12 protein-coding genes are annotated in these 12626 nt (G+C 70.9%); 9 read left to right on the top strand and 3 right to left on the bottom strand.

Annotated features, from left to right (window positions below; genetic code table 11):
• Positions 1 to 13: 13 nt before the first annotated feature.
• Complete coding sequence (locus HRC28_RS22940) at positions 14 to 1150, bottom strand: XdhC family protein (RefSeq protein WP_182377674.1); 1137 nt, start codon at positions 1148 to 1150, stop codon at positions 14 to 16.
• A gap of 172 nt (positions 1151 to 1322) precedes the next feature.
• Here HRC28_RS22940 and HRC28_RS22935 point away from each other — a divergent pair, with 172 nt between their 5' ends.
• Positions 1323 to 1835 (top strand): 2Fe-2S iron-sulfur cluster-binding protein, encoded by a 513-nt coding sequence (locus tag HRC28_RS22935; RefSeq protein WP_202033155.1) that lies wholly within the window; start codon positions 1323 to 1325, stop codon positions 1833 to 1835.
• Positions 1832 to 4171 carry a molybdopterin cofactor-binding domain-containing protein gene (locus HRC28_RS22930; RefSeq protein WP_182377672.1) on the top strand — a complete coding sequence of 780 codons (2340 nt, stop codon included), beginning with the start codon at positions 1832 to 1834 and terminating at the stop codon, positions 4169 to 4171. Before HRC28_RS22935 ends, HRC28_RS22930 begins: the two co-directional genes overlap by 4 nt.
• A 1-nt stretch (position 4172) precedes the next feature.
• Here HRC28_RS22930 and HRC28_RS22925 read toward each other — a convergent pair whose 3' ends face one another.
• Positions 4173 to 5039, bottom strand: a complete 867-nt coding sequence (locus HRC28_RS22925) for a DICT sensory domain-containing protein (RefSeq protein WP_182377671.1) — start codon at positions 5037 to 5039, stop codon at positions 4173 to 4175.
• Positions 5040 to 5090: 51 nt separating this feature from the next.
• Between HRC28_RS22925 and HRC28_RS22920 the strand changes: the two genes are divergently transcribed.
• The 5 genes from HRC28_RS22920 to HRC28_RS22900 are packed head-to-tail and all read left to right on the top strand — an operon-like array spanning position 5091 to position 9295.
• Positions 5091 to 5393 carry a hypothetical protein gene (locus HRC28_RS22920; RefSeq protein WP_182377670.1) on the top strand — a complete coding sequence of 101 codons (303 nt, stop codon included), beginning with the start codon at positions 5091 to 5093 and terminating at the stop codon, positions 5391 to 5393.
• A complete protein-coding gene (locus HRC28_RS22915; protein WP_182377669.1) occupies positions 5387 to 6652 on the top strand; it encodes an FAD-dependent oxidoreductase in 1266 nt (421 codons plus the stop codon). The genes HRC28_RS22920 and HRC28_RS22915 overlap by 7 nt, the downstream gene beginning before the upstream one ends.
• Complete coding sequence (locus HRC28_RS22910) at positions 6649 to 7551, top strand: NAD(P)H-binding protein (protein WP_182377668.1); 903 nt, start codon at positions 6649 to 6651, stop codon at positions 7549 to 7551. The genes HRC28_RS22915 and HRC28_RS22910 overlap by 4 nt, the downstream gene beginning before the upstream one ends.
• Positions 7548 to 8300, top strand: coding sequence for a CPBP family intramembrane glutamic endopeptidase (locus HRC28_RS22905; protein ID WP_182377667.1), 753 nt, complete (start codon positions 7548 to 7550; stop codon positions 8298 to 8300). The genes HRC28_RS22910 and HRC28_RS22905 overlap by 4 nt, the downstream gene beginning before the upstream one ends.
• Positions 8297 to 9295 (top strand): SDR family NAD(P)-dependent oxidoreductase, encoded by a 999-nt coding sequence (locus HRC28_RS22900; RefSeq protein WP_182377666.1) that lies wholly within the window; start codon positions 8297 to 8299, stop codon positions 9293 to 9295. Before HRC28_RS22905 ends, HRC28_RS22900 begins: the two co-directional genes overlap by 4 nt.
• Positions 9296 to 9305: 10 nt before the next feature.
• On the opposite strand, the gene HRC28_RS22895 is transcribed toward HRC28_RS22900, so the two are convergent.
• Positions 9306 to 10325 carry a hypothetical protein gene (locus HRC28_RS22895; protein ID WP_182377665.1) on the bottom strand — a complete coding sequence of 340 codons (1020 nt, stop codon included), beginning with the start codon at positions 10323 to 10325 and terminating at the stop codon, positions 9306 to 9308.
• 170 nt (positions 10326 to 10495) lie between these two features.
• On the opposite strand from HRC28_RS22895, the gene HRC28_RS22890 reads away from it, so the two are divergent.
• Both HRC28_RS22890 and HRC28_RS22885 read left to right on the top strand, forming a co-directional pair.
• Positions 10496 to 11266 carry an ABC transporter ATP-binding protein gene (locus HRC28_RS22890; protein WP_182377664.1) on the top strand — a complete coding sequence of 257 codons (771 nt, stop codon included), beginning with the start codon at positions 10496 to 10498 and terminating at the stop codon, positions 11264 to 11266.
• Positions 11263 to 12612 (top strand): FtsX-like permease family protein, encoded by a 1350-nt coding sequence (locus HRC28_RS22885; RefSeq protein WP_182377663.1) that lies wholly within the window; start codon positions 11263 to 11265, stop codon positions 12610 to 12612. The genes HRC28_RS22890 and HRC28_RS22885 overlap by 4 nt, the downstream gene beginning before the upstream one ends.
• The last annotated feature ends 14 nt before the right edge of the window (positions 12613 to 12626 follow it).

The raw sequence follows: 12626 nt of genomic DNA, 5'->3' as shown, positions 1-12626 counted from the left end.
TTCCTAACGGCGCTCAGACCGGGTCTGGGGTGGAACCGTGGTGGATCCGGCTCGACGTGCCGTTCAGGGGCTGGCCGGAACCGCCCCAGCGCCCAGCGACGATCTCGGCCGCGATGCTGATCGCGGTCTCCTCGGGGGTGCGCGCGCCGAGGTCGAGGCCGATGGGTGAGTGCAGCCGGTCGAGCTCGGCGTCGGTCAGTCCGGCTTCCCGGAGCCGGGCCATCCGGTCGTCGTGGGTCCGTCGGGACCCCATCGCCCCCACGTAGCCGACTTCGGGCAGGCGCAGCGCCACCTCGAGCAGCGGTACGTCGAACTTCGGGTCGTGGGTCAGCACGCAGATGACGGTCCGGGCATCGAGGCGGCCCGCCTCCTGCTCGGCGCGCAGGTACTTGTGCGGCCAGGTCACCACGACCTCGTCGGCCCCGGGGAAGCGGCTGGTGGTGGCGAAGACCGGTCGGGCGTCGCAGACTGTCACGTGATGGCCGAGGAACCCGCCGACACGGGCCACGGCAGCAGCGAAGTCGATGGCGCCGAACACCAGCATCCGTGGCTTCGGGGCGAACGCCCACACGAACACCCGCATCCCCTCGCCGCGGCGCTCTCCGTCGGGGCCGTAGGTCAGGGTGCCGCTCGTCCCGGTGGCGAGCAGGCCGAGCGCGTCGTCGCGGACCGCGTCGTCGATCCGGCGACTGCCGAGGGAGCCCACCAGGCCGGCGTCGCGCAGGACCGCCCGGCGGCCGACGTACGTCGGGTCCGGGTGGTCGACGATGGCGATCAGCGCGACCGGTCGACCGGCGTCCACGTCGTCGGCGAGTGCGCCGAGTTCCGGGAAGGACTGCTGGTCCACCCGCTCGACGTACACGTCGAGGATGCCGCCGCAGGTCAGGCCGACGGCGAACGCGTCATCGTCCGAGACGCCGTACCGCTGCAGGGTCGGTACGCCGGAGGCGAGCACCTCCTGGCCGAGCTCGAAGACGGCACCCTCCACGCAACCGCCGGAGACCGAACCGACCGCGGATCCGTCCGGGCCGACGAGCATGGCTGCCCCCGGCGGGCGAGGTGCCGACCGGAAGGTGGCCACGACCGTGGCCATGGCGACCGGCTCGCCCGCGCGCCACCAGTCCAGCAGAGCGGGCATCACCTCACGCATGGGCGCCTCGTGGAGCGGTCACCCGTCCACCCTGCCAGCGATTCGAGCCAGGCGACACTGGTCACATTGGGCCATTGAGATCGATGCTCCTCGTAGTTACCTTGGGCACGTCCGCCGGGACCCCAGTGAGCGGACCGGAGACAGCTATGGGGGCTGACTCGTGCCTAACCCTTTGACGCGCAACCTCGAACTCAATGGGCAGCCGGTGACGGTAGCGGTGCCCGACGACACCGAACGACTGTTGTACGCACTCCGTGAGCAGTGCGACCAGATCGGGCCCAAGTTCGGCTGCGGGGTGGCCCAGTGCGGCGCCTGCACCGTGCTGGTGGACGGTGTCATCTCGCGATCCTGCATCGTGCCCCTGGCCGCCGTCCCCGAAGGGGCAACCGTTCGGACCCTCGACGGACTCGGGACCGTGGATGATCCACATCCCATGCAGGCGGCGTTCATCGACAAACAGGCCGCGCAGTGCGCCTTCTGCATCAACGGCATGATCATGGGTGCCGTCGGCTGGATCGAGTCGCGCATGGCGTCGGGCAACAGCTCGGTGCCGAGCAGGGCGGAGACTGCGGACTTCCTGTCCGGGGCGAGCGAGGGCAACCCGTTCAACTACGTCTGCCGGTGCGGAGCGCACAACCGCATCCTCGACGCGATCCACGCCGCAGCCGTGGAGATGACGTCATGACCACCTCCAGCGTGACCCGCCGGATGGTGCTCAAGGGCACCGGCTCGCTCGTGGTGGGCTTTGCCCTCGCGGAGGCGCTGGGGGTGAGTGTCGCCGACGCCATCGCAGCCAACCGCGGCGAACTCCGGATCGACCCGACCACCCACGCCGGAGCTGACGACGCCTGGCTGATCCTCACCGCCAAGGGAACGACGATCTTCAGCGCCCGCGTCGAGCTCGGCACGGGGGTCCAGACGGCTCTCACCCAGATCGTGGTCGAGGAGCTCCGGCTCGGCATGGCGAAGGTCGAGTTCATCCAGGGCGACACGGTGCGCACGCCGGCCGCCGGGACGGTGGGCAGCAAGTCCATCCAGCAAGGTGGTCCCCTGCTCCGTCAGGCCGCCGCGACGGCGTACCAGGCGCTGCTGGCGAAGGCCGCGGCGTACCTCAAGGCGCCGGCGAGCTCGATCACCGCGACCAAGGGGAAGTTCACCGTCAACGGCACCGCCAAGTCGGTGACCTACGAAAAGCTGCTGACCGGGCCCGACGTACTCCTCACCACCTCGGCAACCGCTCCCGTGGTTTCTCCGTCGAGCTACAAGATCGTCGGTACGTCGGTGCCCCGGGTCGACATCCCCGGCAAGGCGCTGGCCACCTTCACCTATGTCTCCGACCTGTCCCTGCCCGGCATGCTGCACGGTCGCGTGGTCAGGCCGAACGGACGCAACGCCCAGTTCTCCGCCATCACTCAGATGGCCAGGGCAGAGGCGATCCCGGGTTTCGTTGCTGTCGTGCAGCAGGACAACTTCGTGGGCGTCGTCGCGGAGACCGAGTACGCCGCCTCGCTGATCGCCGCGCCCGCCACCGGGATCGTGGTCCAGTGGACCGCCGGCGCGGCACTCGCGCCGATGGCGACGCTGGAGAGCGAGCTGAAGGATCCCGCGAACCACTACGGGACCTTCAACGACGACGCCCATGGCGACTTCGCCGCGGCATACGCCGCTGCGGAGCAGCAGCTGACGGCGTCCTACTTCACGCCGTACCAGATGCACGCGGCGATGGGTGCCTCCTGCGCGGTCGCCGACGTGAAGGAGGCGCCGGACCCGGTCACCGGAATCCAGGCCACCGTCTGGTCGGGGACGCAGAACGTCTACAACCTGCGGGGGGCGATCGCCACGCTGCTCTTCGGCGCCGGCAACGCCTCGAAGGTCCATGTGCGCTACGAGGAGGCGTCTGGTTGCTACGGCCATGACGGGGTCGACGACGCCGCAGCTGATGCTGCACTGCTCTCGCAGGCGGTCAAGAAGCCCGTGCGATTGCAGTGGACCCGGCAGAACGAGCACGGCTGGGAACCGCTCGGGGAGGCCGCCGCTCACGACATGGAGGCGGGTATCACCGGTGGAAGTCTGGTGGCGTGGCACCACCGGCTCTATGCCCTGACCGCCAACAGCCGACCCGGCAACAACAACGCCGGCACGCTCCTGGCGGGCACCCTCAAGGGCTCGCTGCCCGCCGATCTCCCTGCGAACTCGAACAACTCCTCGGGACGCAACGCACCGGTGACCTACGAGTTCGCCGACAGCCTCACCGACGCCAAGCTGGTGAGAAGCTTCTCCACGCTCGGGGCCACGTCCAGAGTTGCGGCGGCTCCGTTGACGTACAAGTTCCTGCGCACCACGGCGCTGCGCTCGTTGGGCGGGTTCTCGAACTCGTTCGCCAACGAGTCCTTCCTCGACGAGGTCGCGCACGCCACCGGCCAGGACCCTCTGCAGATCCGGTTGAACGCCCTGGCCGGCGACCCACGCGCCCACGCCGTGGTCGCGGCCCTGCAGAGCGCCTGGGACAGCCGTCCTGCTGGCGGGAACGGCGTCGGCGCAGGCCTCGGCTTCCAGCAGTACGAGGAGGAGAACGCCTACGCGGCGACCTATGCAGAGGTCGAGGTCGACCCGGTCACCGGGAAGGTGCGGGTCACTCGGGTCGTGGTGGCACACGACTGTGGCCTGATCATCAACCCGGACGGGCTGCGCAACCAGATCGAGGGCAACGTCATCCAGGGCATCAGTCGCACCACCCATGAAGAGGTCGTCTACAACGCCAACGGCGTGACCAGCGTGGTCTGGCAGATCGCTCCGCCCTTCAACGTCACCACGCAGTACGAGGTGATCCGGTTCAACGAGGTGCCCACGATCGAGTGCATCCTGATCGACCGGCCGAACGAACCGGCCTGGGGTGCTGGTGAGCCTGCCATCGGGACCATCGGCGGTGCTGTCGGCAACGCCGTCTTCGCCGCCACCGGCAAGCGGGTACGCCAACTGCCGATGACTCCCGAGAGGGTGTTGGGGACGCCCGTCGAATGATCTAGCGGAGGCGGTCGACGTACGCGATCGCGCGGTTGAAGAGCGCGGTGGCTGCCTGCGCCTCGCTGGAGCGCCGCACGGGCGGGTCCGCCAGTTCCAGCGTGAGCCGGTGGGCGGCCGCGTTGCCGGTGTCGGCCGCAACCTGGGCGGCCACGCGGGCGGCGGCGCGCACGGCGTGGGGGTCGACCGTCCAGACGGCCTCGAAGACACGGTCCCGGTCGGGGACCCCGGACTGGCCCGGCAGTTCCCAGGCCGAGAGGCAGGCGGTGCTGTCCTGGGCGTCGCACACGACCGCCCACTCGCGTCGTAGCGGAGCGTCATCGGCGAGGTGGATCTGGACGGGCGTCGTCGCCGATGTCGGCCGGGGTGCATCGAGGAAGACCATTGCGGAACGAGCCACCCGGGCCAGTTCGGACCAGCGGGCAGCAGAGGGATCGTAGAACTCCGCGCGCTGGAAGGCGCCGAACAGGACCGGCCGGTCCGCGGTCGCGCAGCACTCGTCCTCGATCGCGTGGGACAGGCCGAGCAGGGTCGTCTTGCGCAGGCGCTGGGCGACGAGCGTCGGGTGGCGTCGACGGAGCTCGGCGAAGATCGAGGGACTGGTCGGCGCCTGGTGGCTGACGGTCTCGTTGATGGCCGCGTCGAGCCGCACGCCGGCATCCTTGCGGCGCAGGATCTGCTGGATCGCGGCGACGTCGGCCGCTGAGTAGCGGCGGTGGCCACTGTCGAGACGCCGCGGCACGGGGAATCCGTGGCGCACCTCCCACGTGCGGATGACGGCCTGCGTCAGACCGGTGCGCTGCGCGAGGTCGCCGATGGTGAGGTCGAGGTGTGCCCCTGCCGGTGCGATCGCGTCGCTCTGATCCATGCTCACAGCCTAATCTAAGCAGATTGTTTAGGTTTGTGTTTAACTATATTCGTGAACAGCGACCAGCAGGGCGACCTCGCCGGCCTCCTCGCTCGCGCTGCTGCGGGCGACGTCGCCGCCTTCGTGGCGTTCTACGACCACACCAGCCCGATCACCTTTCGCTACGCGCTCGCCTGTCGCCGCGGGGATCGTGATGCGGCCACGGACTTCACGCGGCTCATCTACCTCGAGGCCTGGCGTACGGCGGACCAGCACCCTGCGTCCGGTCTCTCACCCCTTGCCTGGTTGATCGCCGCTGGCCACCACCACCGCTTCCAGCACCCGCCCACCACCATCACGGAGCACGCATGCTGACCACCGACCTTCCTGTCGTGATCATCGGCGCCGGACTCGCCGGCCTGGCCTGCGCGGCGCGCCTGCATGCGGAGCAGGTCCCGGTCGTCGTACTCGAGGCCGCGGAGGCGGTCGGCGGACGGATCCGCACCGATGTCGTGGACGGGTTCACCATCGACCGGGGCTTCCAGGTGCTCAACACGGCCTACCCCGCACTGCAGACAGGCGTGGACGTGGATCGACTCGCCCTGCGCCGGTTGCCTCGCGGGGTCCGGATCCGGCGCCAGGGCGCGTTGCACGACATCCGCCACCCGCTGGCATCGCCCGGTGCGGCTCTCGGCGACCTCACGACGTCGGTCGTCGGTCTGCGTTCGAAGGTCGCCCTCGCCCGCTACGTGGCGAGCAGTGTTGCGGCCCGCCCGTCGACGATCAAGGGCAGGGCCGACGTCGAGGCCCGGGCCGCGTGGGCGCAGTTGCCGGACGACGTCGTCGATGACGTACTCACGGCCTTCTTCGCCGGCGTGGTCCTCGAGGCCGAGATCACGACCTCGCGGGTCTTCACCGACCTGATGATGCGCATGTTCGTGCACGGCAACTCCGCGGTGCCTGCGGCCGGAATGCAGGCCCTGCCCGAGGAGCTCGCCCGCCAACTGCCCGCCGGCACCGTCCGGTTGGGCACCCCGGTGGCCAGCGTTGTCGAGGGAGGCGTCGCGCTGGCGGACGGCCCGGTTCTCGAGGCGCGGGGCGTCGTGGTGGCCGCTGACCCCTGGACTGCGCACGAGTTGCTCCCCGAGCTCGGTGCACCGCCGGCGGCGCGGGCCGTGACGACGTACTACTTCGCCGCTGCGCCCTGGGCCGACATCGACCCGCTCCTCACCCTCGACGCCGACGGTTCGGGTGTCGTCAACTCCGTCGTCCTCACCGCCTCCGCGCCCGAGTACTCGACCGACGGCCGCGCTCTCGTCGCGACCTCAGTCCTGCACGCCACCGGCCGTCCGGTCCTCGACGCCGCTGCCGCCCAGGCCGCGGCACGCGAGCTGCACCAGGCCCCGGGCGGCGACTGGGAGCTCGTCGCCACCCGAGACGTCCCGCATGCGCTGCCCGCAATGACCGCGCCGCACCCGCTCCGCAAGCCCGTGGAGGTGATCCCGGATCGGCTCTGGGTCGCCGGGGACCACCGCGACACCAGCTCGATCCAGGGGGCGCTCGTGTCCGGCCGTCGTACTGCAAACCTGGTGGCGACAGCCCTGCGCAGCGCGACGGCCGGGAGAACCCGATGACGAACGGCAGGGGACCTGTCCTGGTGGCCGGCGGAACCGGTTTCGTCGGGCGGCGTCTGGTGGCGACGCTGGTCGAGGCCGGGTACGACGTCCGGGTGATGACCCGCAAGCCCGATCGCCATGAGGGGCCCGGCACGGCCGTCCGCGGTGACGTCGGCGACCCAGGCTCCCTCGCCGAGGCACTGCGCGACTGCTCGGCCGCCTACTACCTGGTGCACTCGCTCGACTCGGCCGATTTCGAGTCCCGTGACGCCGATGCCGCCACCGCCTTCGGGAAGGCGGCGGCCGGCGCGGGCGTGGACCAGATCATCTACCTCGGTGGTCTCGGCGACGACCAGGACGCCCTGTCCGCGCACCTGCGCAGCCGACGCGAGGTCGAGGGCCTGCTCGCCGATGCCGGTGTGCCCGTGACGGTGCTGCGTGCCGGGATCATCGTCGGCCACGGCGGCATCTCCTGGGAGATCACCCGCCAGCTCGTGGAGCACCTGCCTGCGATGATCACGCCCCGCTGGGTGCGGACCCGCACGCAGCCGATCGCGGTCGGTGACGTGGTGCGCTACCTCGTGGGAGTGCTGGACAACCGCGACGCTCGCGGCAAGGTCTTCGAGATCGGTGGACCCGATGTCCTCGAGTACCTCGAGATGCTCCAGCGCGTCGCCGCGGTCGAGGGCCGTCGACTGCCGATCCTGCCGGTCCCGCTTCTCACGCCCGGGCTGTCCTCGCGCTGGCTGTCCTTCGTCACCGACGTCGACACTCGTGCGGGACGCAACCTGATCGACTCCATGGTCAACGAGGTCGTCGTCCGCGACCGTTCCGTCCGCGACGTCGTACCGTTCGAGCCCATGGGGTACGACGACGCTGTCCGGTTCGCGCTTGCGGAGCGGGCCGCAACACGATGAGTCGGCGATGGCTGCGCAGGCAGCTCGAGTCCCGCCTGCCGATGCCGCTCACGCACGTGGTGGCCGCAGCGGGCCGTGAGTCGAGCGAGGTCGTGCAGCGGCGGCGCAAAGTGGTCGGCGGGACCTCCCTGGTCGGTGCCGGGCTCCTCGGTGCGTCGCTCTCGACTCGTCCCGGCTCGAGGGAGTTCTACCTCTCCACCGCGGCGGTGGCAGGCATCTGGACGGTCGGTGGCCTGGCCTCGGGGCCGCTCCACCTGGGCTGGATCCAGACCCGGGACTCGACGCTGCGCCGGCCCGTCCTCACCCCGGTCGCCACGGGGGTCGGTGCCTTTGCCTTCTTCTATGCCGCGGCCCTCGTCGCGCGCCGGATCCCGCCGCTGGACGCGGCGATCGCGCGGGTGCTGCTCTTCGCCGACGAGGGGGACGACCGTCTGGTTCTCCTCACCACACTGGCCAACGGCCTGGGCGAGGAGATCTTCTTCCGCGGGGCCCTTTATGCAGCGCTCGGCGATCGTCGCCCGGCCCTCGCGTCGACGGCGGTGTACACCGTGGCGACCACGACGACCCGCAACCCCGCGCTGGTGCTTGCGGCAACCGTCATGGGCACGCTGTTCGGCCTGCAGCGCCGCGCCTCCGGCGGCGTCCAGGCCCCCACCATCACGCACCTCACCTGGTCGACGTTGATGGTGCGCTACCTGCCGCCGCTCTTCCGCCGCTCGAGCCTGCCCGACGCGAGGTCTGCCCGATGACGGGGAAGGGCTCCGACACCGGCCTGGACCGCCTGCTCGACCGGCTCGTCGTGCCCGGCTACTCCGCCATCGGCCACCGGCTGCGTCGCCGCCATTGGGTCGGAGATCCCGCTCCCGGTTCCCTGGCCGGCAAGCGCGCCGTCGTGACCGGTGCGGGCGGAGGTCTCGGTGAGGCGACGGCGCTCGACCTGGCTCGGCTCGGCGCCATCGTGCACCTCGTCGTGCGCTCGCAAGGTCGCGCCCGTGAGGCGGTCGAGCGCATCACGGCGACCCTGCGCGAGGAGGGGATCGAGGCGTTGCTCGAGGTCGAGGAGTGCGATGTGTCCGACCTCGACTCCGTCCGTCGCTTCGCCGTCGGGTTCGGTGAGCGACTGGAACGCGACGGCAGTGCCCTGGACGTCGTGGTCCACAACGCCGGTGTGTTGCCCGCCGAGCGCACCACCTCGGCCCAGGGCCACGAGTTGACGGTCGCCACCCACGTCCTCGGCCCGGTGCTGATGACCGACCTGCTTCTGCCGGCCCTGGGCCGGGCCGCGGGCGGTGCGCGGGTTGTCCTGGTCGCCTCGGGCGGCATGTACACCCAGGCCCTGCCGGTCGGCGACCCCGACTTCACTCAGGGCGAATACCGCGGTGCGGTGGCCTATGCGCGCTCGAAGCGGATGCAGGTGGAGCTCGTCCCGCTGCTCACCGAGCGCTGGAGGGCCCACGGCACGGCCGTCCATGCCATGCATCCGGGCTGGGCGGACACCCCGGGCGTCGCCAGCGCGCTGCCGGCGTTCCGTCTGGTCACCCGCGTCGTCCTGCGTGCCCCGGCCGCTGGGGCCGACACGATCACCTGGCTCGCCGCCACGGAACCCGCGCCGACGGGTGGGCAGTTCTGGCATGACCGCGAGGTCCGCCCGACCAGCTACCGATCAGCGACGGTGGCGACACCGGCCGACGTGGCGACGATCTGGGAATGGGTGCGCGAGGCCACAGCGCTCGACCCGCGCTGACGCGGGCCGTTCAGGAGCCGAGGATCTCCGCGACCTCGGGCGAGGCGTAGAACGGCGCGAGCCGCGCACGGATCAGCCGCTCGGCCTCGCCGGACTCGACCGCCTTCGCCAGCAGACCGGGCAGCAGGGCCGTGGCCTGGCCGACCAGTTCGTCACGGGTGAGGCCCAGGTCGTCGACGAGCGTCGACATCGGGTGGTCGCCGTACACGGCGAAGAAGCCGTCAACGAGTGCATCGGCCAGCGCGAGGACCGGCTCCGAGGCAGCGCCCGCGATCGCGATGTCCTGCAGCAGTCCGGCGACACGGTGGATGTCCTCACGCTCGCCCACCTCGTGCAGGTTGGTGAGCGGGTGGTCGGCGTACAGGTCGAAGACCTGGAGGGCGGCCTCGCGGGCCGCCGGGTCGGAGAGTGTCTCGACGAGGAGCTTGTTGAGGCGGCGCATCGCGAACGTCGCACCCTTGCCGGCGGTGTCGCCGAGGAGCGCCTCGAACTGCTTGTCGGCCGCGCCGGCGACGCCGCGCGCGACGCTGCTGCCGAGCGAGACCAGGGAGCCGACGCCGGGGATCTTCTCGGCGACGGCGCGGTTCGTGGCGAGTACGTCGCCCACGATCCTGGTCACGAAGCGGGCGGCCACGGACGCGGCGAGCGGGCTCTCGGCGACCTTGTCGAGGAACTTCGCCGCGAGGTCGGGGCGGGCAAGCAGCTCCGAGAGCAGGGCGTCGACGTGGTCGCGATTGAGCACGTCCGCCACGGCGAACGGCGTCTTCGGGCCGTCGTAGGCGACGTCTGCGGCGATGCCGACCACGGTGCTGGCGGCGGCGCTCGCGGGCACCCGCTGCAGCACGAGCCGGATCAGTTCCTTGACGGGCGCGGGGTCGACCAGGTCGGTCACCGACAGGCGCGACCCGGCGTCGAGCAGGTCGTCGATGTCCTCGGCGACGACATCGGCCAGGCCCGCACCGGTGATCCGGGTCAGGAGCCAGGCGACCTGGGCGTCGAGCAAACGGTCGGCGGTGCTCGCAGTAGGCATGACCGATTGTCTCGTGCCTCGGGGCCGTGCCGACAATCGCCCCCGCGTGGCAGTGGTGGCGACAGGGGTAGGGGAAACCCCACCCCTGCTTGGCGGTTCAGGCCCATCGATCCGGACTCCGGATCTTTCTAGCGTCGTGAGTACCGATTCCGACGAGCTCAGGAGCCCCCATGTCCCACCCCCGCAACGACGCTGCACCGGCCCTCGCCGTGCACGAACTCACCCGCACCTACGGGACCGGCGATGCCGCCATCGCCGCCCTCGCCGGCATCGACCTCGCCTTCCGGCGCGGCACCTTCACCGCAGTGATGGGCCCGTCCGGGTCCGGCAAGTCCACGCTCCTCGCCTGCGCCGCCGGCCTCGACCGACCGACCTCGGGACGCGTCGCCATCGGCGGCGAGGACGTCACCGACTGGGACGAGGAGCGCCGCACCCGGTTGCGTCGGGAGCGGATCGGGTTCGTGTTCCAGGCCTTTCACCTGATGCCCTACCTGTCCGTGACCCAGAACGTCGGGCTTCCCGCCCGGCTCGCCGGCAAGCGCCCCGACCGCGCGCGGGTGCGCGACCTGATCGATCGGGTCGGCCTCACGGACCGTTCCCACCACCTGCCCGGCAGCCTCTCTGGCGGACAGCAGCAACGCGTCGCGATCGCCCGTGCGCTGGTCTGCCAGCCCGACGTCGTCCTCGCCGACGAACCGACCGGTGCCCTCGACTCGGCCACCGCGCGCCAGATTCTCGAACTGTTGCGTAGCAGCGTCACGGATCCTCAGGGGCCCAGCCAGACCGTGGTGATGGTGACGCACGACCCCGTCGCGGCGTCGAACGCCGACGAGGTGGTCTTCCTCGTGGACGGCCGGGTTGCGGGGCGGATGACCCACCCCACTGCCGACGCGGTTGCCGGTCAGATGGCGCACCTCGACGACCTGGTGGTGACCCGATGAACGCCACGACCAGCCTTGCTTGGCGCAGCCTGCGTCACCGTCCGCTCGCCGCCACGGCGACCTTCGTCGCGGTCCTGCTCGGGACCGCCCTCATCGGATCCTTCGCCACCCTCGTCGAATCGGCCTTCAACGCCGAAGGCACCGACGCCGACACCCTCGTCATCATGGGTGCCGTCGTTGGCGGCTGGGGCTCGATCATCGTGCTCTTCTCGGTGGCCTCCACCGTCGGCATCACCGCGACCCAGCGGGCGGCCGAGATCGGCCTGATCCGCACCATCGGCGCCACGCCCCGCCAAGCCAGGAAGCTGATCGTCCGCGAAACCGGCGTCGTTGCCGTAGTGGCGGCCGTTGCCGGTGCTGCGGTCGCCCTCGGCAGCGGCCGGTTGCTCTTCGACCTGCTGCAGTCCGGTGGTCTCCTCACCTCCCGGACCGAGTACGACGGCGGGCCGGTTTCGGTCGCCACCGGGGCCGGACTCGTGCTGCTCGCCTCAGCCGCTGCGGCACTGATCGCCGCCCGCAAGGCAACCCGCGGTCCGGCCGGCGTCCTCGTGCAGAGCAGCGCCGCGGAGCAGTCCCGGATGGCGTGGTGGCGCGTGACGATCGCGCTGTTGCTGGTCGGCTACGGCATCGCGATGGCCGTCATCACCGTCACGGTCACCGCGCACGACGCCGACCCGTACGCGGCGATGTCGACGAGCGGGTCGAGTTCGATCCTGGTCGGTGTCGGTCTCGCCGTGCTGGCGCCCGTCCTGTTGCGGTGGTGCGCCACCCCGATCGGTCGGCTCGTCGCTCCGTTCGGTGCGAGCGGCCACCTGGCGTCGTACAACACCGCCCGGAGGGCGCACCTGCTCGCCGGTGTCCTGGCGCCCGTGATCGTCCTGACGTCGGCTGCGGTCGGCACCCTGATGCTCGTCGACATCGACACCCGCTCGCTGCCGGCGGGCACGCCCGACAGCGACACGATCAACCTGCTCAACAACGTGGTGGTCGGGATGATCGCGCTGTTCGCGGCGATCATGGTGGTCAACGCGTTCGTGGCGACCATCGCCCACCGTCGTGCGGAACTGCACCGCCTGCACCTGCTCGGTGCGACCACGCGACAGGTGCGCGGGTCGGTGGTCGCAGAAGCGGCGATTGTCGCGGCCGTCGGTGTCGTGCTCGGCAGCGTCGCCGCGCTCGCCACGGTGGTCCCGTTCGCCATCGCTCGTGACGAAGGCGTGGTGCCGAACGGCGGCCTGTGGCTGCTGCCCGTCGTCGTCGCCGGGGTCGTCGTGGTCACGCTCGGTTCGGCCCGTACAGCAGCCCGGGGCGCGGGGAACCCGATGGTGTCGGGGGCAGGGCGATGACACACTTCGAACCA

Source organism: Nocardioides sp. WS12 (genome assembly GCF_014108865.1).
GTDB lineage: Bacteria > Actinomycetota > Actinomycetes > Propionibacteriales > Nocardioidaceae > Nocardioides.
This window is presented reverse-complemented; position numbering and strand designations above follow the sequence as displayed.